We start from the raw sequence: 22,546 nt of genomic DNA, 5'->3' as shown, positions 1-22,546 counted from the left end.
TTTGCTTAAAAGAAGAGGGGATTTATGTTGGATACAATTTGTTGTGATTATTTGTGTAAATATTTTATATTTTGGATTACCGACAGCATTTGTTAACTAGGACTGCAACTCGCTTATATTGAGATAGAAACCATCCTTTAAAGTAGGGAGATGAACGTGATGCTAGACAGCCTGTTTGAACAGATGAATTCCACCTACGGGCGAGATACCGAATTCATGGGATTGGCTTTCCGATTCAAAAAAGGTATTGCAATCATAGATTTTCATAATGATGGAAATGTAGCTAAATATATCGTAGAATTTGTTAGCTTTATAGAACACGAGCCTCCTATATCTAAAGTTGTAGAAAACAAAGATGAACTTCATACCCTAATTTTGGAGCTTGCCCTATAGCATGTATCATCGAAATTTTCGTGCTTCTCCTTTTTATAATAGTGGTTCTATCATTGCAAAAGGTTGCGATCTTTTTCATTTTCTTTGATTAGCAAAAAAGAATAGATAGCCTAAGAGAAGACGAGAGAACAGATTCTTAACAATACCTCGAAATAAACAAATCAAATGAATGTAAAGATGAAGTAGGAAAAGGTGGATAATAAATGCAACAATGGGAGAAATGTGTGCAATGTGGCTTTCGTTATGTCACCGAAAAAGCGAGACAAAACTACATAGCGGAAGGGTTATCTGGCAATCCCCAAACCTGTTTACACTGTTTAGGCGAGAAAACAGGAAAAGTAATGAACGCGCAAGGGTATCTAGTATTTCCACATGAAGCTAGGAGTAAACAGTCGTTCATTCCTAAAACGGTGATTGAGGGATGTCGACCTTGCATGAAGAACAGGGGACTTCTTTAGAAGATTACTAGAAAATGGTTTTATTTCTGACCAAATCTTTCGAGCCTTCTAGTTTTCTCTTAGGAAACTTGGAATGAAAGATGAACAAAAAAACTATGTTTCAATACACACGTTAGTTAAAGGCTGGATCATTTTTACTTATATTGTGATACGAACCATGAAACATGATGATGGAAAAAGTAATATCAATTCAATAGTATCTGCACGAAAGTGTAAACTACAAGATTACTTTTTCCATTGATCGAGAAGAGTAGAGGAGGATTTTATACATGAGTACAACAAAGAACAAAAAAATGCTTATTAAAGGTGCAGGGAAGTTTATGGCGAAAATTCCGAATTGTGATGAATTAATCACAATTGGTACTTTGAACAACATGCGCTTAGACGTTCAATTGGATATGCAGGATATTGAAGGTGGAGATTCCAGCGTTCCTTTGGATACGCTGTTGCGGAAAAAGACCATTGACATTACTGCCGAGGATGCAAAATTTGATTTGAATCTTGTACGATTAGCTCTCGGTTCAAAATTACGTGAAGGTGTAAGTGGCGCCACATATAAAATGCAGACGGATAACGTACAGGTACCGTCTTCCTCACCTTATCAAGCAACCCTTACTGAAACGTCTGTAGCGAGTCCAGGCCATAAAGCGTATGAGAGCACAATTAACGGAACAGATGTAACATCCAGTGTTAAACTTACAGGAAAAACAATCACCTTTGATGATTCTCTTGCAGGTAAAACGGTTGTTATCGTATATCCGGTTGCGTTGAGTGGTGTAACCTACGATGAGGATGGCTTTGTGTGGGTATTAGAAGAGAAGCATACTGTAAAAGAGACTTCAGGTAAATTTGAAGTTGATCTCGTATTTGGATCTGCCCTTCATAAAGATCCACAAATTTCTGTTCGTACTTTGAAAGGTAACAAGCTGTTAAAGAAAACGGCAAATTCCTCACCAAAAGAAGATCAGTACACTGTAAATGGAAGCACGTTATCTTTCCATTCATCTTTAAAAGATGTAGATATTTATGTTAACTACAAACGTAACGAAGTAGTAGATGTATTGGATATTACAACAAAGGATATGCCTCTTACTGTACATGTCATTCATGACGGTCAATTTGAACAAAAAGATGGTTCTATTCAGGGTTATCAAACTGAATTGTATCTGTGCCGTGTGAAATCGAACTTTACATTGGATGCGCAGCGTCAGCAAGCATCTACCCATAGTGTGACGCTAACTGTAATCGATCCAGATCGTGCAGACGGAAAAATTGGAACCATCAAGCGATATGAAGCGCAGAGTGCTGATTCCAAAAATCTTTGCTAGAAAGGGACCCCTCTAGGAGGGGTTCTTTCCATAATGGTGTTCGGATTTACTCACAGATACTTAGAATGACAGCATAGGTAGCTATCTGGTTACCCCCGCCATTTAGCCTACCTATGTTTTACATCCAATGGGGGAAATCACAAGTGGGGGTGTCACTATTTTGGATGATCGTAATTTTGCAATTCCAAAAAATAATGAAATGATTTCTGAGAAAGAGGAGGCTATTTTACAAGAGGTAGCCGGTCAGGTTGAAAAGCAACAAGCTGTTTCAACAACGGAGGAAACACCAGCTAAAGTATTGAGCCAAGAAGAGGCGTCCATTCGCGAAAAGGTATTTTTTGAAGAGGATGAAAAGGTGCGGCTGCGTGATGGCAAAACATACTCAATTCCTCCTCTCGGTATCAGGGATGCCCGAAAATTGATGAAATTGTTAAATACGATTGATTCAGGAATTATTATTGCCAACTTAATTCCAGAGTCAGAGCTAGACGATGATCGTTATGAGGAATTATTACATGTACTTCTAATGGCGTTTAAACCCTACTATAAGCATGTGGATACAGATTACTTAGCTGATTTTGTAGACTTAGAAACTGCTAAAAAGATTATTGATGCGATGATTGGATTAAATGGATTAAAAAAGTCAATGTAACCACTGAGGAGGAAGATGAGGAGTATAAGGCACGAGCTCCTATCAATTGGGCTGATATTTTCTTTAAACTAGCTCATTATTGTCATCTGGATAAACATCAGGTTTGGCAACTGACATTACCTCAGTTGGGTTATTATTTAGAGCAATGCAATGAACATATCGAATTCACTGTGAAGGTTTCAACCATGTCCTTTGGAAGCCTGTTTGGCGGAGGACTATCCTCCAAAGATCAATCACATGGACAGACCGAGACTAGATCAGATGGAACTTACCTGGAAGGCTATAAAGTAGCAGATGAATCAGATATGGAATGGCTTGCCAACGTTTTGGGTTAATACATACTCCTGCTCTGCTCCTGAATGGAGGGGCAGGAGTTTTATTTTATAAGGCAGGTGAGACGATGAATAATGAAATGAGGGCAACTTTTGCCACTGAGCTACGCGCTTCCATTCAAAGCTCCATTCAATACAGCAAAGAGCTGGAGCGACTTGACTCCCGATTTGGAAATTTGGCTGCTCGGATCAATACGGCACACAATTCCCTACGCTCCTTTCACAGAGAAGTAAATAGAGACATGGGAAGAAAGCTATACCAACAAATGAATCAGGATAGTAGCTCCATGCCTGCAAGCAAGAATATGGTGCAGAGGGCTGGCACACTCACTCAGCGAATGCCAGAATTACAATCCCAGATGCAAAGAGTCTCTGATGAGGTGCAAGGAAAAGTAAAACGAGGTATTCAGCTTGAATTGCAAGAGTTAATTGAAAGCATTGATGCTTTAGATATTAAATCAAGTCCTAAGCTTAAAAAGCATCTGATCAGCCAAATGAACCTACTTAACAAAAGGTTGATCCAAAAAATTCGCGAACAATTTGATTTACAAGTGGAGCAATTACTGCAGGAGTTTGGACAGAGCTCTGGTCGTTTTCACAAGCTTAATCGTGCTGTTCCACCATTCCTGTCTTCATTAGGTACGTTACGTTCATCAGATAGTAGTATAGCAGGTACCAGTTCGCAAGCTTCGAATAAAGCAGGTGATTCTTCTGCTTCAAATGAGGTGCCCCCGGCTACTAGTGTGGTGACGGCTATCAATGCTCAAAATGCTGCTATCGCTTCAATTCGTAACAATCTAGCGGTAAGTGGAGCAAAAGACCCTTCCTCGCTCCTATACCAGGCGATTGATATTTTTATCAATATTCAACAAGAACAAATCAAGCTACTTCGAAGTCTAGCATTAAATAAAGAATATCGTATTAACACCAGTAACGGACAGAGTCAGGTGGATCAGGGCAAGCTATCGAAAGCTGTTGATGATATCAAGGAGTTTGTTCGGGAGCAAAGCTCTTTTTATGGACTTCCATTTAAACAGCTTTTTGAAGTAGCTTCCATTGGCGGTAAAACACTTGAATCTCCAGCTGAAATCAAAAAGCTGGTTCAACTGGTAGCACAAATCAAGACAATAGATCCTTCTGCTGATATGAAGGGACTCGCCAACGGTTTGCTTGAAACCAAAAACGGGCTAGGTCTTTCTATGGAAGAGATGGATGAAAAAATACGTCTTTCCATTGCTGCCGTAACCCAAATCGGTTCGGCAAATAGTGAACAAATCTTACAGATGATTAATAAATCAGGAAATACGTTTCGGTCTAAAACAGATGCAGACATGCTTGTAGGGCTATCTGCTGCAGCTATCAAAAACAATACAAGTCTAGGAACCTATGACAAAATTCTGAAACGTTTTGAGAGCGAAAATGGAAGAGCAAAAGCGAAAGAGTTAGGTATTAAAACAGAAGAGATTGATCCAGCGACTGGTGGAACCAAAAATCGAAGTGCAGAGTCGCTGTATAAAGATTTTGCAACAAAGCTCTCCTCCCTGGGTAATGATTTAGAGCGAGACAAGCTGATTGATGAATTTTTTGGTACAAAAGAAGGCGGGAAAGGTGCCGGAAGTCAGGAAGCCCTTTTAACTAAGACACATGCTGAATTTATTAGTAAGATGCAAGGCTTTGATGAAGCCAAATTTAAGGAAATGCTTCAACAGTCCTTACAAAATCCTTCCGTCAATATGAATCGAGTTAATTCAAGTCTGGAAGTAGCCTTGGATGCGCTAGTCAATGAGCTAACCCCTTCCATCAATAAAGTATCCTATATGCTGATGAATATGGCGGATGGGATAACAAAAAATATCCATCTCTTCGCAAGCTTGGCAGATGTACTTTCAAACGCGTTATTGGGTCTCACGCTCATGAAGGGCATCAAGTGGGGATGGCAAAAATCAGGAATTCCCGAGAATTTCAAAAAGCAAAAAGAGCGTACTGCATACGTGAATCGTTTTAAAGGAATGGAGTCAGATCCTACAGTAACCAATCTGCTTGGAAAAGGCCTTAAGGGAAATAATAGGAATTTCCGACAGCAAGCAACTGACCTACAAGGAAATGAAACCTTTGTAAAACAGCTACAAGAATTTAACTCTATGAGTAAAGCTCAGCATGAGCATTTTAAAAAGTATATTGCCCACTCGGGGCAGAAAATAGATGATTTTCCTACTTTCTTTACGATGATGGAGGAATCAAAAAGCTGGAAAGATAAAGGGCAGGTCTCCTATCAGGAGAGATTTAATCGAAATCAGATTTATGCCAATCGCTTACGAACGAATCCTGATTCTAATAAGCTTATCCATACTCCGTTTTTAAATAGCTTGGTATCAAATGCTACGGATCGCACTACTTTTGTCCAAAAAATGGGTTCGAACTCAGGATATAAGAAAGCTGTAACACGCTTGGGTGCAATGAGTCAAACCGAATTCAACGGTTTTGAAAATCACCTTCAGGAATTACGCAGAAATGGTTCCCCGGCGATTAGTAGCATCACGAGTTTGAATAAAGCTTTGGACAGTTATCAAAATTCATTAAGGCAAAGTGCTACAGTAACACGCAACTCTTCTGCTATCTATTTGGAATTATCCCATGCGATGCGTGGGATGAATGAGCAGGCTGGTAATATTAAACTCGGTGACAAGTTTAAAAGTTTCCTAAGTGAAACATCGGACTTAGCCAGAGGAGCAGGTGGGGCTATTGGTGGTTTAGCAAGTAATATTTTCAAGATGGGTGGGCAGCTAATAGCTGTGCTGGCGTTAGCTCAAGCTGCTCAGACAATTGCCATAAATGCTACGACTACAGAAGATCAGCGTAAGATGATGAGTGCTGAAAAACAAGAGGATGACTTGGTAGGGGCGGCGAATTCGTTAAGATTGGCAGGAGATCATGGTGTTTTCAGTTTACCTAGCTTAGGAAATACCCTATATCTGATGTATGGAACCTTTATGAACGGTGTAAGTCGCATTTTAGGAGGAGAGGATACACACCTAGGAGTAGGAAATGCCGTAGAAATAATGAATGGGGTTCGTGAAATGTACAATAAGAAAGGAGCGAACCTTACAAATAATAAAGAACTTGCCGAGTATCTAAGCAAGAATAATATATCTGAAGAGGAAGCTGTTAACGCCTGGGCGGAAGAGAGTGGCAGAAAAAAGGAAATTCAGGAAATAAAAAAACAGCACTTTTTGAAAGAGTTTGACCGGTCTAAGCTTGAAAATAAGGAGAAAGCTAAGCTCGAACAAGAGGCAAAGAAAAGCTACGATGAGAAGTATGAAAAGGGTCTTTTATCTGACTATTCCGCAGATGAATCAAAGGAAAGGGTAAAAGATGGCTTCGCGGAGGTTCAGAAGAAGAATGAAAAAGAAAACTTACAAGCGGAGTTAGACGGACTTGCTACTGATAGTCAAGCTTTCATTGCTATGAAAGATAAACAGGTCAAGAGATTAGAAGAGGTTTTAAATCGGGAACTGGAAATTTGGGATAAAATCATTGATGAATCCAAAAAAAGCTTGCAAAGCATCCAGGATAAAAACTCTGAACAATACAAGAATGAAGAAAAACTGTACAAAGAAAAAATAGAAAATCGTAACATTGTACAAGAAGATGGACAACAGCAACTAAATCAGGCCAAGCTTGCCGAGAAACAAAGACAATTTCAAAGTAAGTTTTCCTCTGTACAAAAAGGCTTACAACAGGCAGAGCAAGCCGCACAAGCAAAAGAATTGATGGTCGGTATCAACATGGACAGACAATCAAAAGCTTATATCAATGCATTACAAAAAATTACAAATTCAAAAATCAGCGATTTACGAATGAGACTAGCAGAAATGAATGCCATTGAAGCAAAAGGTGATCAAATAAAAGAGATAGAGTCTGCCAAACGAGATTTGCAAAACAGCATTTCGAATGAACAGCTTCGCTATAAGGATCTATCGCTATCAAAAATTGGCATTGAGCGGATTGATTTAGAAGAGAAAGCGGGAGATCGAGAAAATGCGTACCTGGCAGAAAAGCTAAGACGAGGAGGCGCATCAGATGATTCCCCTGGATTGAGGGCACTACGCATTGCTTCTGCTAAACAAGAGGTTCAGGACATCAATAAGCTAATCGGGCAATACAAGAAGGATATGGATATAGATGGAAAGAGTCCGGAAGAACGGAAGAAATATATGCAAGAAATTCGGGATTTAACCAAACAATCTCTACAGGCTCAGCTAGGGATTCTTGAGGAAGTGAAATCGCCTGTAGGAACCTTTAATTTGCCAGATGGTATAACAGCCATGAGCCGTTATGATTATTTGACGCAAGGAAACACCCATCAGTCCTTTACAGTTGGTTCAGGTGATGTAGTAGTAAATATCGCATTGCCTAATGTAACCAACAATACTACATCAGCACAATTAACTGCGATTGGGAATGGGATCGGCCGTGGCTTATTCACAGGTCGAGTAGGTAGCATGCGCGACCAAATGCTAATGGGGACGGCAGCTTATCGTTCAAGTTATCCGTAATATTTCGTTATGAAAATGAAGCCCTACCTTATATTGAGGTAGGGTATTTCTTTTACTAAGTAACGAGCGTGTCTTTTCCTGAATATTTCTCCCAAAAAGTCTAAGCTCTAACAAGGAGGTAGTAATATGACTCAGCAAAACAGCTTTCATTCAGAAGATTACATATATAAAAAGCGTCTCTTTTATGATAATGGTATTCGTTTTACCGAGGTAAAAGCAAAGCTTATTAATGATTACAAACCGCCTTCGCCTAATCTAAAGACACATGTAAACCAAACGCTGTCGTCTTCCGCTGGTTTAATCAGTCATGGAACCTCTCATTATACAACGACGCTTACCTTATTGTTTTACAGTAAAAAGGAATTTGCAGACTGGCTACAGTTTAGTGGAGCCAAGCATCGTTACTATGATGAAAAAGGAACGATTTATGTCGGGATTCTAACCGGGGAACCAGACATTAGAACAGCAGAGATGGAAACGAAATATATTGTGACGATTGGACTTTCTCTTATTCGGAAACAAGAGCATGAATACCGATATAAAAATCAATTCATTGATATGGAGAAGCATTGGGCAAAAACATATGTTGATGAAATGCAACAGAGAGGCTTAATTGCCAACTATGAAGATGATGGTGGGGCAATTTCTTACTTCAAACCTGACAAAGTATGTACACGCGCAGAAGGAATCACCTTTTTGATGAGGACCTACCGTCATATTGATCGGATTTTAAGGGGGTATTAATGGTGAGGCGTTGGATTGACATTGATCCACTAGATTGGTTTTATCGGGACTTGCTGGAGGCTACTCGTCTTCATTTGGATGGTGAAGGCACACAGAGTTTTATTGATGGGATGTATTATGATGCTTTTGAAAAAGGCTACGAGCGTATCGTCAAGCGCTTTGTTACCGTGGATGGACAACAGGAATTTCTCATTCCTGATTATAAGGTACATGATGATAATCCAATTTTTGTGATCGTACATGGGGTGGAGGTTCAACCCGAGAAGGTAGAGAATGGGAAAATTACGCTGTCCAATCCGATGTCAGGTGGAATTGAAGTTGTCTGTATTACTTTCGGGAAACCCAAATATAAGCAGGAAGGCTGTGTATATACACCCTTTAGCATTTGCGGGGAAAATGCTGTCCGCATGCCATCTGCGGATGTGATGAAAAAATCCCAATATACGTTTAGCCTACGCTTAAAGCCCGAAACTTGTACGGTTTTAGGGGTGAAGCTGAAGCGCAAGCTAGTAGATATTCAACCAGGAGATCATCCAGAACAGAAAATAAAAGAAGTGATTGGCTTTAATCGAGATGTATTTGTCATGCACGCAGGGCGAGTATATCTACCATACATGTATAATGGCTATCCGGCAAAAGTGACGTATAACTACAAGATGGGGGGGAAATTCAAAACAACAACAGACACAGTCATAGTAGAGTCAAGCTGTGTACGTTATAATGATCGATTCTTCCCAAAAGTCCAATTAAGAAGATTTGAATTTATGGTATTCCTGCAACGTATGAGAAGAAGCTTTTACAATCGTTTTACAGATAAGGAGTACAACCCTAATCCATCTCCAACTCGTTACATTGCTGATCAGGGTACCTTTTCTGGCAAGTGGTACGAGTCGGATGTGATCGATATTTTAGAGGAAAGATTTTTGGATGGATGCTACGCGTTTCCACTATATGAGGATGAACGCTTTGAACCAGAGGAATGTATCACGCGTGCCGAAGCAATCGTTTTTCTGAATCGATTCATTGAATGGGCAATAGAAAGGTTTAGGTAGGTGACGCAAAATGGCTTTTGTAAGTGATGTAAACTATCCTTCCTCCAGATTACTGGAGTCGATTATGAGACGAATAAATGCGTATGGAACACAGCCACGTGTAATTATTGAGCTAGATAAGCTGTCTTACGTGCCGGGAGTTCGGCAAAAATATGATACGGTACAGTACGTGTATGACTCAGTTGTGGGAAATATGATGTCCATCGACGGGATCACACCATTAACGAATGAAATAGATGGTACACCAATTATCGCCCCGACCGAGTTGATTAATACAACGATGTCAATGCCGATTTTGTCCAGTAGAACGATGAATGGTAAGAAGAATGACAGTACACATATAAATGGGATGCTAATTACAGATTGGCATGACTCTGATCCAAGGTGTTCTAGAAAAACACATAAAGGGATCGATTTGGACTGTGAAAAAGGAGATCATATCCATGCCGTATGGGGAGGCCGTGTCGTGCAATCAGGTTGGGTAAATGGGTACGGCGCTGCTGTGTACATTGATCACGGAAACGGCTGGTCTACTCGTTACGCTCATATGAAACCTAACGACTTGCTGGTTACGAAAGGGGAAACGGTCCATGCAGGGCAACCGATTGGGGTTGGCTGGAAATCGGGATTCGTGATTAAAGGAGGGGGAGGTGACGGTTCCCATCTTCATTTTGAGGTGCGGCAGAATGGTCAGGACCTTAATCCAGAGCCATTTCTACGGGGTGAGAAGGTAATTCAGGCTCCAGCACGTATCCTGTCACCAACCCAAAAATCCGTGCAATCAGCAGGTACCGCTATTGAATATCCGATGGAAGCCACTGCCTATCATGCAAAATGTACGGGGTGTACAGGAATTACAAAAGGGGGAACGGATGTTAGTGTCTGGAAAAATGATAAAATCATCGCTGTCGATCCCTCTATCATACCCCTCAAAAGTAAAGTAGAGGTAATTGTCGATGGCGTTAGCTGGGGAGAATATCTAGCTGATGACATTGGTGGAGCGATCAAGGGTAATAAGATTGATATTTTAATGGAAAATGATCAAAAGTGCAGGGCATTTGGTAGAAAACAAGTTCTTGTGCGGGTGAAAAGCTGGGGAGATGGTAGGGCACGCAAGTCAGATGGTCAAATTGATCATGCCGTTTCCACCTATCAATTTAACCGGACAACTGAAATAATTTCCTATCATAAGGATTTTACTGCAAAAAAGACGGCATTAGACCCTGCTAAGTATACAGAGATAGCAGGTGCCGAGCAGTACATCGACTACGATTCACACAATAAATCCTATCATCTTCTTGGATTTAAGAAAACCAATGCGGCCGGACAAATGAAAAAGTTTACGTTTGAGCATGACTGGTTTAAGGCTGGCAGTTTAGGTTGGGCTTATATGGCCAATCTGGAATTGGAAGATGTGGTTCAGGTCAAGGTTAATGGGGTCACAGTAGCTACGATAAGAGGTGTAAATGCCAAGTATGGGATAGCATATCCACCATCTATTCCTGTCCCAAAAGGAAAACACAAAATCGAATTTTCTTTATCCAATCCCTCAAAAGCTTCTACTGGACGTTTTGGCATTCTTTTCTTAAAAGCACGTGAATTCGATGTAGAATCAATTAATAGGAAAACGGTTTGGGATTATGAAGATACGATGAGTTCTGCGAAGAATTGGATTATGTATCAGCAAGCAGATATTAAGGATAATGGTGCCTATCAAACCATTACGTCTAAGGGAAAAGAAGCAGGTCTAGAACGAGTGGGCAGGGTAAAAAGCTTCCCATTTACCATTCAATTTAAGGTGAAGGTTGATAAAGCTTCCCAAGGAAAGGTATATATCTCTGATGGAAAAAAAGGGTATCAAATCGAGATTACCGATGCGGGGATCAGTACCAATGGTGGAGCCTATCAAGTCGACAATAAAAAGGATTTTGTGGAGTATGTTATTGTTTGTCATAATGAAACGGATATGGATGTCTATATTAAGAAGCAGCTCCCTGATGATAAAGAAAAGTGGGAAAATACAGGTGTGCGCGGAACAGCCGTTCCTTATGGGACAAACCGTATTTTGTTTGCTGTTACGAAGGGAGCCATACACCTTGCTGATGTGAGGTATGCATTCAGTAATTATGCTATCGAACAGTTTGCTACGCACATTGGGAATACGTACAAAGAAAAATGGTATGAGGTGGGAAGCTTTCAATACGAGGACACGTTCGTCTTAGAAGATGACATCATGTCGTGGGAGGTGAACTCACATCTAGATACCTCCTCTACAACTGCTGCTATTACGCTAAATAACGCAACGGGGAAATATTCTCCTACATTTGAGAGAAATACGATTTTTCCTGATACCTATAAAAGTCTACCGTCTCCCTATTCTTATTGGGAGGAAGGCGAAATGCGCCATGTTATTAGTGAAGGGACGCCTATTCGAATCTATGCTGGCTATGGAGAAGATGTGGTTCGCATTTTTACAGGACTGATTAAGGGTGAAATTGAAGAGGACGCCGAGGCTAAAACGATCACCTTTCATTGTGTTGATCGGTACGATATGCTAGAAGAATTTGTTTTTTATAAACCGATGACCTATCCACCAGAAGAAGCGTATGCAGGTGATGGTGGGGCCTATGCTTGGCTAAAATCTAGTATTGTTGAAGATATTGCAGTGACTGCTGGATTAAGCAATTGGCGGGTTCATTATGAAGATACCAAATATCCAGATTATGAAATTGAGGAAACAGTCTATATTGATGTAAATAAAGGGAAGAACACCTTTATGAAATTTAATAAAAAGACAAATGAATTAGAGGCAGTTACTCAGGAAAGTGTAAAAACAGTGGGAGGCTGGCAAAATCCATTTGTTGCGTCTGTCACCTTCCAGCCAGGAACCAGAGCGGCAGATGCTATCCAGTCATTGCTACAAGATATGCCCTACAGAGCCTACTGTGATAGATATGGAACCTTTCATGTAAAACGTCTCTCCTTCCTAGATGTCCCCCATTGGCAAATAATAGATTCAGCGAAATGGGAGTTTGTCGATAGTGACAACCTGCTAGAAATGACCTCCTCAACAGATTATTCGCGAATTCGAAATCACCTGATGATTTGGGGTTCAGAAGGCTTGGTTGAACATTTTTTTGATAAGAGTTTAATGGTGGCCACGAAAGGGAATATTCGATCAGCAGGTATGAAAATGTCTTGGATTGAGGAAAAGGATGGAGCTACCATGCGTGGACTGAAGGAGGAGATTGCCAATAAGGTTTTCTTTGATATGAAACGTCAAGCACGTACAAAAAATGTTGTGGTGAAGGGCAATCCATTTATTGAATTGCTAGATGGCTGTTACGTGTATGATGAAAATACGTATACGGCAGGTTACTATCTGATTAAAGGAAACAGGCTTGTTGGCAATGAAAGCGGCATGCTTAACTTTTTGGAACTAACCTGGCACTCTTTGCCACAGCCTAAATAGCCAAGAACTTTAGCGTATTTGTATTTTTCTACATCTTCATAAAAAAAGTAAGGAAAGTTTACGTATCAAACGATAACTGTTCCTTGCTTTTTCTTATATTGAAGTAGAAGCTGAGGTGTTGATGATGTCCAATCGTAACTTTACAAACGCAAATGAAGTTTTCCCCATTATAGACCTGATTAGAAGAGAGCTGAAAAAAGGGGCGCTATATGCAGGGGGGAATGATTTAACCATTGTCAAGAGCCGGAGAGAGCCAGAGGTTGTGAGTGTCGAAGTATTGCGAGAAATGGCATTAAATCCGTCACTGGTTACTACCGTTATTTATACATATGACAATGGGACAATTGAAAAGCTTAGTCTTGAACGTGATGAAAGCTTGATAGTTACGGGGTTTTTAGTCGAAGTAGAACAATCCTCCATCGTAAATGAGGAGCTGGAGGAGGAAACCGACATTCAAGCATATAGAGCGATTCGTGGCAGCATTATTCGAGAAAACGGTTTGTTTAAGAGTCTTCAACTTGATTATGTAAGGGCGGTGTAGGTGTTGGAGAGTGGTGTATGATCCCGAAAAAGTTGTTACTTCTAATCCATTTTCATTTGAAAAATCTAATATTGTCATGATCAGAGGAAAGATGAACGATGACGCAATACGTCGTAAAACCAAAAATCAGATTTCAAAAGGACAAACATGAACCAAATAATATCATATTTTTTTGAAGTACTCTCAATCGATTACCGAAAGAAAATATTAAAAATTCGGCTGTCTACTTTCCTTGATGCTAATTATAACTAAGATATCTTTCTTATTTAAGTAGAACCCGTTGTCCTTCCCGACAGGGGTTAATTTTTTTCTTTTAGTACTTATATTTAAAATAATTTAACAGAAATGTAACGTACACTTAGTTAAAACTTGTTGTTTTCAACAACTATTACCTATGAAGATGATCAAACCCAAGCATAAGAGGAAGCATCTCCTTGTTACATTCGATTAGATACAAAAAGCAAAGAAGGTGAACGCAATTGTGGATGTTAATGTGATGATTGCCATCATTGGAGGGGCAGTCTCTCTCAGTACAGGTTTTCTAGGTTATATATCGGGGCGAAATAACAATCAAAAAGAGGTAAGTATTTCAGATCGTCAATTACTGTCTCAAGCAGAACAGGCATTTCGGGCAGAATTACGGGAGGAACTACGAATTTACAAAGAAGAAATCAAAGCATTAAAACAAGAGATTGAGGTATTACGGCAAGAAAACTTCAAACTTTTAACTGAAAACAGATCACTAAATACTAAAGTTGAATCATTAATGTCTCGGTTAGGTGGAGAGCAAAACAATAAGAATTTTTAACAATTGCTGACTTGTTAAGATATCCCATTATGAAAGTAGCCATTAACCACATTATTTACAAAAGAAGGTGAGCACTATTTATGTTTATCATGAAGTATCCAATTCAAACAAAATTTCTAACTCCCAGAACAATGCGACGATCCGGAATGCCCATGAACCGTGTAGGTTTTATCGTGGCCCATGATACAGGAAACCCCGGATCAACAGCTTTTGCTAATATTAGTTATTACCAAAATACTTGCAACAGCATGAGTGTTTCTGCCCACACGTTTATTGATGACACAAGTATTTTGGAATGTATCCCTGCTACAACAGGCAAACCGGAAAAAGCATGGCACGTCTTGTATGACATACCTTTGGATAACCAATTATTTGGCGGAGATGCCAATGATATAGCCATAGGGGTAGAGCTTTGTTATGGGGAATTTAGAAAAAATGGGATCATAAAGAAAAAAATAAATGATTCTGAGGCGTATAAGCGTTATGTATGGTACATCGCATACCTCTGTTATCTATATAATTTGCTACCCCAAAAGCATATCGTAGGGCACTGTGATCTTGATCCTAAACGTAAATTAGATCCCACCAAAAATGCTTTTAAAAAAATAAATATCACATGGAATCAATTCATTCAGGATGTGGTCAAACAATATCAGTTATGTTCAGCCAAATCTAATAAAGCAGATGAGGTAATTGCTAAACCGATAGGAGAGGATGAAGAGAATTTGAAGCTTGCTGAGTGGCAATTTGTTATGCTGGCACAAGCCTTGAACGATCTTACAAAGAAAGGTTATTTAACTGATAACACTTGGGTAGAAAAGGCAAAATCTAAAAAGTTAACACAAAGTGAACTTAGCTTTATTATGACCATGGTGTTACAACGAAAACTAATAGGTGAAAACAAATGACAGAGTTAATATTAGAAAAAGCCCAATTACTCATCCTATTGTCCTTCTTAACAGAATCACTTACAGAAATTGTGAAAGGATTGTTTTCAAAGTGGATTCAAGACCAAATGACTTATTTTATATCTATTTTAGTGGGGATTGTCCTTTGCTATTCTTTTGAGATGAATCTGTTCGATATGCAACATATTTGGCAGCATGTCTCTATTGTCTCAGCTGGACTCATCGTAAGTCGAGGCGCTAATTATGTAAATATTTTTGTTAAAAGTATAAGTGTATTGCAAAAAGGAAACAAGTAAGTTCAACAAAAATTTTGATAGAAAACATTTAGGGAGCCAGTAGCGAATAATTCGTTAGTGGCCTTTTTTATAAGGATAGGGAGTTTTTTATATCTAAATAAGGATGTACGTTTCTTTTTGTGTAGGGAAATAAGTGGAAATCACATGCAACTTATCAAATCCATATATCGACTATTATAGTATTTGCTACTCGAAGACTATTACTTGAGGACCAAAAAACTAAGAAAAACGCATATTTTTAGGTCATATTTCTTTTTTTTACTAGAAAGGTTGGTTGGTAAACACTTATTTAGGTATTTAGGATTATTTAAAGAACGAAGGATATGCGTAAAACATAATAGCAGAAAGGAAAGATGAAAATGAATGCTAGATAAGATGGGCTTTATATGAAGAGTTTATTGAGGAATGAGTTACTACATATTTTAAAAATGTGACGATTAAAATGAATTAGGCTCTGGATAATTTGTACTTCTCTATTTCATACAATCAATTTCTCTAGTAAGCAATATCAAATTTGATTATCTCTCATAATATTTATGGTCGTTAGGAGGATTTATTATATGGAAAAAGCAAAAGGTAATACAGAAATTTTAGATATTGGAATTTTAAATCCAATATTTGATTTTGTGCTGTCCGGGGTGAACATAGCCGATAGAGAGGATGTAAAGCATGATTCCATTGTCCGAATACTAACTGCAATGAACAAAGGGGCTATCAAAAAGGATATCTTTACTTTTTCATATACTGTAATTAGAAGAACTGTTATGGACTATTATCGAAAAAAAAGAAGAATGATTATCCAAAAAAGCACAACGGTCCATTTCTGTGATGGAGCTGATGATGAAAAGGGATCTACTACTGATCATTTCTTTGGCGTTGATTATGAATTGGGCTATGGAATGGCTGATTTACGAAATGATTATCTATTCCATAAGGACCTGTTTACAAATCAAGAACAGAAAATTATAAGTTATATGCTGTTTACAGAAGATGGAATAGATATGAAGCCTACACAAATTTCTAACCAACTAGGTTTAAATAAATCCCACGCTTCACGAGCTATGAATAAGCTTAAGCACGTATGTTTGGTATGATTATAATAAGAGAGGCAAATTATTTCATATTAAATATATCATCATGCTCTTAAATCTGCAATCTTACTTGGAGAATTTTCACAACTTTTTAAAGACATAAAACGACAATATATTACAAAAATAAATATAGTATATCGATATGTGTACATTGTTTTTTATCAGCAAAAAATTATTTGTTGTAATAACGCACCTTTTATATCACATAGATCGACTATTTTTACTATGAAATAGAATCAAATTTCATAGAAGTACATGTAAATTTTTTGTCAATTTTTTTGATGACAATACTTGTGACCTTCTAGTATGTGGAGTAATTATGAAGGGGAGTTGTTTGAATGATAGCTAGATACATACTGGGTGGGAGATTAGATCCTCCTTATTATCCTATAAAAACAAAATCTTACTTTATAGGACGAGACATCTATGTAAAGGGAACGAGAAGTTCAGGTACTAAGAGAATAATTACAGATGCCTTTTATTTATCACATGATGTTGAGTTTTATGCTATTTCCATAAAATCTGATATTATCACCCCTTCTGATAATTGGAGTCTTCTCATTGATAATATGAAAATTATTAAAAACGTTTATTGTAAAAATTTTGAGGAGGGGCTCTATTTTCAAGTTGCGCATCCAATCAGAGCAGGAACCCTATGTAAACTAGAATTCTATACAGAGGTTGGTGATAGAAAGCAAGTTGAGGTGTTATATCATTTTTTATGCGATCCTGAAGTCGAACCAGTTTTGACTGAAACGATTGATAATGGTTACAGATCCTATTCCTTATGATTGCGTTTTCATTTCCAATCACTTTTTATTGGACTTTCATTAATATATTAATTGGCTTGGTTTTATCCATGATTTATCACATAAATAAGCAAGATAAAAGGAAGCAGGTAATGTTGTAATGATAGGTTATTTAAATAAATGTCCACATTGCAAGGAAGAGGCATCCTTTGTATTGGAGGAATTGGAATGCGATAAGTCTCTGGTTGCATGGTGCCGCTCGTGCGGGAACTACATCAATCAAACCTTTACATTAGAAACCTTTCGGAGATGGTGGGAAAGACACCAGCAGGGGGAGGAAAAGATCGCACCTCCAATCAAAAAAGAAGTGTTGGAAAAGTTGAAAATGCTAGAAGAGACTATCGCACAAGATTCCTCTTGTTATTTGAATAGAGTAGAAATACATTTGAAAGATTTTACTGATTACGTATATAAAAATGATGCCGAGTAGTTCGAGTTTATGATAGTGATCTCACGTTTTTATCCTGCTCAGCAGATGGAACATGCATAATAGTTTAAAAACACTGATCTTATTCATTTTGGAGTGAGAATATGATAAAACTTGATACCATTTTCCAAGATCAACAGTTTGGTGATACGAAGGCAACGATTGACCTTCACTTACTTGTTAAAATTTTGAGTGAGTATGTAGCTTTGCGAGAAGAAACCAAGCAATTATTGAAAAAAAACCAAGCTTTATCGGTCAACAATGAACAGCTTTGTAATCAATTACAGGATCAATGTCAACAGATAAAACTGTTACAGAGCCAGATCGCTACGAATCAAAATCAAACCGGTAAGGACAGCAGCCAAAAAGATCAAAATGAATTATGGATAAAGCATGATCAGTTTTTTTGGGGCTTTTTTGATAGTAAAGAATAAATGACGAAGGAAAGAAGACGCCAGATGGGAGGGAAGCAGTGTACACGTTAGGTAAACTTATCGAAAAGATAGATGAGATTCAAAATGTTATGGAGCAAATAAACAGAGCGATGAGACATACTTCATCTGCTTCGGTAGAAGTGCTTCGTCGACATAAAGAACAACTAGAAGAGATCATAGAATATATTATGGAACAAGAAATTTCATCCTCCCTTGATCTGGAGGGCATGCTGATGAAACATAAAAAATGCTTGCGAGAATGTATGGAATCATCTTATAGCAATAAAAGGCCCTATACAGAGAGGAGCAGGGACTATACGCCATGAAGATAAAATGCAAGGATCTATATGAAGCTTTACAGCATACTCATAAGTCTCTAATGGACATGGGTTTAGATATCGCAAACATTGGTTGTGGTACAGCTAATTGCTTAGTTACTTATGAGCAGCTAAGGATAAAAGAGAGTTATATGGAGCTCTATAATGCCGACGTATCTTTGAAGGAAGTAGACCTTGATGATATACAGAAACAAATAGCTGCTTGCATGCGAGAGTGTGTAGACTTTTGAGACGGGAATACTCCCGTCTTTTTTGTTTTGATATTTGGTAGTAGGAGAACTGGTGGGGAGAATGCCTATTTGTAAGAACAGAAGGAATCACAGCTGTTATTTTAATCGCAACGATCCAAGAGGGTAACACGACAACTATAGTATGACATTCTCAGGTAAAGGATGGTTGCATGATTATTGGAATGAAATCCATCATCGTAATACTGCTGACGATAACAGAGCTATCATCTATAAATCTGTTCTCCCAATTAGACAATCTCTTAGCAGGTCAAAAGAACACGGTTTCGTTTGCTACAACAGCTTCCATTGTTACTCAACAAAAACAAATGCAGGGGACGATCATACACCATATGATCTCTAAAAATATTTCCATCACAGAGGCAACAAAATTATCCAACTATATTCTTACTTTTTCGGAAAAGTACAACGTAGATCCTTTTCTAATCGTAGCAATAATCGAGGTCGAAAGCTATTATCATCCCAATCGGATTGGCAAGCATAAAGATACGGGCCTTATGCAAATCTTACCTTCTACACAAAAATATATGGGTATAAAAGGAGAGCTTACAGACCCGGAAGTGAATATTCATGTTGGCTGCAAGTATCTAGCCTATACGCAAAGCAGATTCGGACCGGAGCTGGGGATTATTGCTTATAACCAGGGAGAGGGAAATGTCGTACGTGGAACATTTAAAACAACCTACCTCATGAAAGTGAAAAAGGTCTGGTCAGCCATTAAAAATAACGCATCTTATAAAAAATATGGGGACTGAAAATGTAATGATAGAAAGGAATGTCATGCACTCTTTACCGCAAACATTGAAATAATCCTTGAGGGCCATATCCATGTGACTAGTAGGGAGTGTATTTTTTATCGCCAAAAATGCCGGTCATATCTGCATCTTTTCGTTAGGATAGCCCGACTATTATAGGGAGAAGGGAAAAGAAAGAGATGACTAGGAGTGAACGAAAGCTTGTTAAGTCAACGATACCTCCGTTTACGGAAAGAAAGCATAAAAGATATGCACAATATAGACCTTATTCATGCCTGTAAAGAAGATAAAGAGCTGTTAGGAGAGTTTTTGGAAGAAAACAAGGAGTTTCTTTTCTCGATTATCAAACACTATAAAGGTAACGTTGAGGAATTGTGCTTTAAGTTTCGAGTAACAGAAGAAGAATTGCTTCAGCATGCTTATATTGGTGTTATTAGTGCTCTACAGGAGTTTGATTTTCATCGGGGATTCAAGTTTACAACCTTTGTGGTTAGACCGATAATCTGGGAGATCAATCAACTGCTTTATAACGATTCACGATTTGTAAGATTAAGCAGGGGAGCTGTAGAACAGATTAAGCGAATGATCGCTATTGAGGAAAAGCTAGGATATCGACCTAGCGAAGAGGAAATGGCTAAGCTACTTGCTATACCGGTAGAAAGGTATAAGGAAATAGCCCGATTTAGTGATGAAATTGAACATTATCACGCGTATGAGAACTTCGAGATGATTGATGATAATTGCAGTAATATTGAAGAGCATGTAGTGGATAAGGTTTATGTAGAACATTTACTGGGAAGCTCAATTTGCAATGATTTTGAGAAAACAATTATGAAGCTTATCATGGAAGGTATAAATAATACTCAAATAGCCGAACGTCTTCAGGTCTATCCTATGACGATTAACAGAGCAATCATGCGTATTAGGAATAAGGTTCTGAATTTTCAATCAAACAAAACAGACCTGCAGCAGCATGTCACCTCTAAATATGATCGGGAAATCAAACTTATTGAAGAGGAAAGTAGATTGCGCAACAAACTTATGTGTGTTAGCGAAATAGCAGAGCTCTTAGAGAAATCAGGATTTAACAGGTCTGCTTATTCGAATCGAATTTTATACTACATTCGGCAAAAGGTAAGTAAAAAGTGGCAGGATCAGCCGGTTAATGTTGGAAAGCCCGGGCAGAAGGCTAATTCTGTTAGAGGTGTACAGCAATTGAACCCCAAACAAAACGCAAGGTAATGGTGAATGAACGATGGAATTAACATTTTACTATCGCTCGTCTTGTAGTTCATGCAGGAAATTATCAGCGACCTTAGATCAAATTATTGAGGAAAGGAAGATTGCGATTCGTTCGATATGTGCTGAAAAGGAAGATGCGCTCGGCATTATGTATGTGCCACTCGTGATTATATCCTACGGCGGCTCTGAGGTAGGCCGCTTTACAAGCGCTTTGAGCAAATCTGTCATTGATAATTACTTGGATGAACTCCAGCAATATATAGATGACTACCTGTAAAGAAACAAAATGATCGAAGAGATGGTCAAATATATAAAAATTCGTTACAATATAAATGAGAATTATTATCATAATTAGATTTTACAACTATGGAGAAGCAAATGAGGAAAAGTAACACAACCGGAGTGATGGACAAATGAGCAACATTGGCTTTCACCAGAACTTTAATCTATTCTTTGACGAGCTTGGGTTGGCTCGACAGAATGTAGATCGTACAGAGCGGATGACGCTGCATTCTTCAATTGGAGAGGGCTCTATCCGTCGCTTTGTCCCGCGTCCGGATATGGAGGTTGTGATTTCTGATTACACCTTCCATGACAAGCATGCAATGAGTTTTGCCCCGAGAGAAGAAATGGTTGAGCTGAGTTATTGCTTTCAAGGAGCAAGAGAGGTTAGTCTTCAGGGCGTTCGTCAGGAAATTGTTTCAGGAACTTGTACATTACAATTTATGAAACAGGAGCAAACTCGTTTTGAGTTTATGGGAAAGCAGCCCTTTTATATGCTTGGTATTGGTATTCCAGTTTCTAGCTTTCATCATTTTATGGAAGAGGCAGATGGTGCTAGATCGGTTCATTTTTCGGATATCTTGGGAAAACGCTCTTTCCGGGCTTTTCAACAAACGATCGATCCCCCCTCCTCGATTATCCTGCAACGCTTGATAAAGCTAGTAGATTCACCAAGAACACGAAAATTCGAGATGGAATGCACGATCATGGAAATTCTGTCTACAGCCTTCCGAACCTTTTTACTAGATAGGAATTCAGAATCGACTCAGCTTACCAAGGATGATATGGGAAAAATTCGCCAAGCTCGTGCGATCATGCTTGAGTGTATGGCAGAGCCGCCAACACTAATCGAATTGTCTCGAATGATTGGGCTTAATGACTATAAGTTAAAAAACGGCTTTAAGGAAATGTACGGGACTACAGTATTTGGATATTTACGGAATAAACGAATGGAAACGGCGCTTTTATTACTGCAAGGCGGCAAAATGAATGTGAACGAGGTATCGTGCGCAGTCGGGTACTCTAATCCTAGTTATTTTGCAGAAGCTTTTCGGGAAAGGTATGGTGTTAACCCTAGTGAGTTGGTTCGACGTTCCGTTTCCTCTTACCGCGAGTGAAAATAAGGGTTTACAGGACATAGTAATCCACTGTCATATTGGCTGATAAAAAAACATAAGGATTTTTTCACCTAAACTGCCTGATAAGGGCAGTTTTTTTATTGCTTTTAGCATGGCGAATCGATGGACAAGTGCAGATATGTAGAATGAAAGCCTTCACATAGGTTATGAAATGATAGATTGATAAATATCCCGCTAACCGCAATCTCATTTCCTCTACTGGTAGATATCAGGCGAACCTGCATTATAAGATGTATGTATT

Annotated in this window: 23 protein-coding genes; all 23 read left to right on the top strand. The window is 38.6% G+C overall.

What is annotated here, in order from left to right; translation table 11 throughout:
- The first annotated feature begins 159 nt into the window (after positions 1-159).
- The 23 genes from O0550_RS10780 (at position 160) to O0550_RS10670 (ending at position 22,284) form a co-directional block, all read left to right on the top strand.
- Positions 160-393 (top strand): hypothetical protein, encoded by a 234-nt coding sequence (locus O0550_RS10780; RefSeq protein ID WP_003345401.1) that lies wholly within the window; start codon positions 160-162, stop codon positions 391-393.
- 203 nt (positions 394-596) lie between these two features.
- On the top strand, positions 597-851 hold the full coding sequence (locus O0550_RS10775) for a hypothetical protein (protein ID WP_003345402.1): 255 nt from the start codon (positions 597-599) through the stop codon (positions 849-851).
- Positions 852-1,120: 269 nt separating this feature from the next.
- Positions 1,121-2,179 carry a hypothetical protein gene (locus O0550_RS10770; RefSeq protein ID WP_003345403.1) on the top strand — a complete coding sequence of 353 codons (1,059 nt, stop codon included), beginning with the start codon at positions 1,121-1,123 and terminating at the stop codon, positions 2,177-2,179.
- A gap of 160 nt (positions 2,180-2,339) precedes the next feature.
- Positions 2,340-2,831, top strand: coding sequence for a hypothetical protein (locus O0550_RS10765; protein ID WP_050816547.1), 492 nt, complete (start codon positions 2,340-2,342; stop codon positions 2,829-2,831).
- A 185-nt stretch (positions 2,832-3,016) separates the two neighbouring features.
- Complete coding sequence (locus O0550_RS10760) at positions 3,017-3,166, top strand: hypothetical protein (protein WP_258426289.1); 150 nt, start codon at positions 3,017-3,019, stop codon at positions 3,164-3,166.
- Between the two features lie 65 nt (positions 3,167-3,231).
- Positions 3,232-7,719, top strand: coding sequence for a hypothetical protein (locus tag O0550_RS10755; RefSeq protein ID WP_258426288.1), 4,488 nt, complete (start codon positions 3,232-3,234; stop codon positions 7,717-7,719).
- 126 nt (positions 7,720-7,845) lie between these two features.
- The gene (locus O0550_RS10750; RefSeq protein WP_003345407.1) at positions 7,846-8,463 is read left to right on the top strand and encodes an S-layer homology domain-containing protein; all 618 of its coding nucleotides are present in this window, start codon (positions 7,846-7,848) and stop codon (positions 8,461-8,463) included.
- The gene (locus O0550_RS10745; protein ID WP_003345408.1) at positions 8,463-9,515 is read left to right on the top strand and encodes a hypothetical protein; all 1,053 of its coding nucleotides are present in this window, start codon (positions 8,463-8,465) and stop codon (positions 9,513-9,515) included. The genes O0550_RS10750 and O0550_RS10745 overlap by 1 nt, the downstream gene beginning before the upstream one ends.
- A gap of 10 nt (positions 9,516-9,525) precedes the next feature.
- Positions 9,526-12,987, top strand: coding sequence for a peptidoglycan DD-metalloendopeptidase family protein (locus O0550_RS10740; protein ID WP_258426287.1), 3,462 nt, complete (start codon positions 9,526-9,528; stop codon positions 12,985-12,987).
- A gap of 124 nt (positions 12,988-13,111) precedes the next feature.
- On the top strand, positions 13,112-13,528 hold the full coding sequence (locus tag O0550_RS10735) for a hypothetical protein (protein WP_003345410.1): 417 nt from the start codon (positions 13,112-13,114) through the stop codon (positions 13,526-13,528).
- A gap of 481 nt (positions 13,529-14,009) precedes the next feature.
- Positions 14,010-14,336 carry a short coiled-coil protein gene (locus O0550_RS10730; RefSeq protein ID WP_003345411.1) on the top strand — a complete coding sequence of 109 codons (327 nt, stop codon included), beginning with the start codon at positions 14,010-14,012 and terminating at the stop codon, positions 14,334-14,336.
- Between the two features lie 80 nt (positions 14,337-14,416).
- A complete protein-coding gene (locus O0550_RS10725; RefSeq protein WP_258426286.1) occupies positions 14,417-15,244 on the top strand; it encodes a peptidoglycan recognition protein family protein in 828 nt (275 codons plus the stop codon).
- Complete coding sequence (locus tag O0550_RS10720) at positions 15,241-15,540, top strand: hypothetical protein (protein WP_003345415.1); 300 nt, start codon at positions 15,241-15,243, stop codon at positions 15,538-15,540. The genes O0550_RS10725 and O0550_RS10720 overlap by 4 nt, the downstream gene beginning before the upstream one ends.
- 560 nt (positions 15,541-16,100) lie before the next feature.
- Positions 16,101-16,634, top strand: a complete 534-nt coding sequence (locus O0550_RS10715) for a sigma-70 family RNA polymerase sigma factor (RefSeq protein WP_003345416.1) — start codon at positions 16,101-16,103, stop codon at positions 16,632-16,634.
- Positions 16,635-16,969: 335 nt separating this feature from the next.
- Positions 16,970-17,422, top strand: a complete 453-nt coding sequence (locus tag O0550_RS10710) for a hypothetical protein (RefSeq protein WP_258426285.1) — start codon at positions 16,970-16,972, stop codon at positions 17,420-17,422.
- Between the two features lie 118 nt (positions 17,423-17,540).
- The gene (locus O0550_RS10705) at positions 17,541-17,870 is read left to right on the top strand and encodes a hypothetical protein (RefSeq protein ID WP_022584821.1); all 330 of its coding nucleotides are present in this window, start codon (positions 17,541-17,543) and stop codon (positions 17,868-17,870) included.
- Positions 17,871-17,971: 101 nt separating this feature from the next.
- Positions 17,972-18,301 (top strand): hypothetical protein, encoded by a 330-nt coding sequence (locus O0550_RS10700; RefSeq protein ID WP_003345421.1) that lies wholly within the window; start codon positions 17,972-17,974, stop codon positions 18,299-18,301.
- A gap of 38 nt (positions 18,302-18,339) precedes the next feature.
- Positions 18,340-18,627: a hypothetical protein gene (locus tag O0550_RS10695; RefSeq protein WP_003337284.1), complete on the top strand. Its 288-nt coding sequence runs from the start codon at positions 18,340-18,342 to the stop codon at positions 18,625-18,627.
- Complete coding sequence (locus O0550_RS10690) at positions 18,624-18,869, top strand: hypothetical protein (protein ID WP_003345423.1); 246 nt, start codon at positions 18,624-18,626, stop codon at positions 18,867-18,869. The genes O0550_RS10695 and O0550_RS10690 overlap by 4 nt, the downstream gene beginning before the upstream one ends.
- A 170-nt stretch (positions 18,870-19,039) precedes the next feature.
- A complete protein-coding gene (locus O0550_RS10685; protein ID WP_258426284.1) occupies positions 19,040-19,642 on the top strand; it encodes a transglycosylase SLT domain-containing protein in 603 nt (200 codons plus the stop codon).
- Positions 19,643-19,843: 201 nt separating this feature from the next.
- Positions 19,844-20,884, top strand: a complete 1,041-nt coding sequence (locus O0550_RS10680; protein WP_035319166.1) for a sigma-70 family RNA polymerase sigma factor — start codon at positions 19,844-19,846, stop codon at positions 20,882-20,884.
- Positions 20,885-20,897: 13 nt separating this feature from the next.
- Positions 20,898-21,161, top strand: coding sequence for a thioredoxin family protein (locus O0550_RS10675; RefSeq protein ID WP_258426283.1), 264 nt, complete (start codon positions 20,898-20,900; stop codon positions 21,159-21,161).
- A gap of 136 nt (positions 21,162-21,297) precedes the next feature.
- Positions 21,298-22,284: a helix-turn-helix transcriptional regulator gene (locus tag O0550_RS10670; protein ID WP_258426282.1), complete on the top strand. Its 987-nt coding sequence runs from the start codon at positions 21,298-21,300 to the stop codon at positions 22,282-22,284.
- The last annotated feature ends 262 nt before the right edge of the window (positions 22,285-22,546 follow it).

Source organism: Brevibacillus halotolerans, from assembly GCF_026891775.1.
Classification (GTDB): Bacteria; Bacillota; Bacilli; order Brevibacillales; family Brevibacillaceae; genus Brevibacillus_B; species Brevibacillus_B halotolerans.
This window is presented reverse-complemented; position numbering and strand designations above follow the sequence as displayed.

Excerpts from the sequence above, each read along its gene's own strand:
- O0550_RS10780 (WP_003345401.1), top strand. The coding sequence starts at position 160 with ATGCTAGACAGCCTGTTTGAACAGATGAATTCCACCTACGGGCGAGAT.
- O0550_RS10775 (WP_003345402.1), top strand. The coding sequence starts at position 597 with ATGCAACAATGGGAGAAATGTGTGCAATGTGGCTTTCGTTATGTCACC.
- O0550_RS10770 (WP_003345403.1), top strand. The coding sequence starts at position 1,121 with ATGAGTACAACAAAGAACAAAAAAATGCTTATTAAAGGTGCAGGGAAG.
- O0550_RS10760 (WP_258426289.1), top strand. The coding sequence starts at position 3,017 with ATGTCCTTTGGAAGCCTGTTTGGCGGAGGACTATCCTCCAAAGATCAA.
- O0550_RS10755 (WP_258426288.1), top strand. The coding sequence starts at position 3,232 with ATGAATAATGAAATGAGGGCAACTTTTGCCACTGAGCTACGCGCTTCC.
- O0550_RS10750 (WP_003345407.1), top strand. The coding sequence starts at position 7,846 with ATGACTCAGCAAAACAGCTTTCATTCAGAAGATTACATATATAAAAAG.
- O0550_RS10745 (WP_003345408.1), top strand. The coding sequence starts at position 8,463 with ATGGTGAGGCGTTGGATTGACATTGATCCACTAGATTGGTTTTATCGG.
- O0550_RS10740 (WP_258426287.1), top strand. The coding sequence starts at position 9,526 with ATGGCTTTTGTAAGTGATGTAAACTATCCTTCCTCCAGATTACTGGAG.
- O0550_RS10735 (WP_003345410.1), top strand. The coding sequence starts at position 13,112 with ATGTCCAATCGTAACTTTACAAACGCAAATGAAGTTTTCCCCATTATA.
- O0550_RS10725 (WP_258426286.1), top strand. The coding sequence starts at position 14,417 with ATGTTTATCATGAAGTATCCAATTCAAACAAAATTTCTAACTCCCAGA.
- O0550_RS10720 (WP_003345415.1), top strand. The coding sequence starts at position 15,241 with ATGACAGAGTTAATATTAGAAAAAGCCCAATTACTCATCCTATTGTCC.
- O0550_RS10715 (WP_003345416.1), top strand. The coding sequence starts at position 16,101 with ATGGAAAAAGCAAAAGGTAATACAGAAATTTTAGATATTGGAATTTTA.
- O0550_RS10710 (WP_258426285.1), top strand. The coding sequence starts at position 16,970 with ATGATAGCTAGATACATACTGGGTGGGAGATTAGATCCTCCTTATTAT.
- O0550_RS10705 (WP_022584821.1), top strand. The coding sequence starts at position 17,541 with ATGATAGGTTATTTAAATAAATGTCCACATTGCAAGGAAGAGGCATCC.
- O0550_RS10700 (WP_003345421.1), top strand. The coding sequence starts at position 17,972 with ATGATAAAACTTGATACCATTTTCCAAGATCAACAGTTTGGTGATACG.
- O0550_RS10690 (WP_003345423.1), top strand. The coding sequence starts at position 18,624 with ATGAAGATAAAATGCAAGGATCTATATGAAGCTTTACAGCATACTCAT.
- O0550_RS10685 (WP_258426284.1), top strand. The coding sequence starts at position 19,040 with ATGATTATTGGAATGAAATCCATCATCGTAATACTGCTGACGATAACA.
- O0550_RS10675 (WP_258426283.1), top strand. The coding sequence starts at position 20,898 with ATGGAATTAACATTTTACTATCGCTCGTCTTGTAGTTCATGCAGGAAA.
- O0550_RS10670 (WP_258426282.1), top strand. The coding sequence starts at position 21,298 with ATGAGCAACATTGGCTTTCACCAGAACTTTAATCTATTCTTTGACGAG.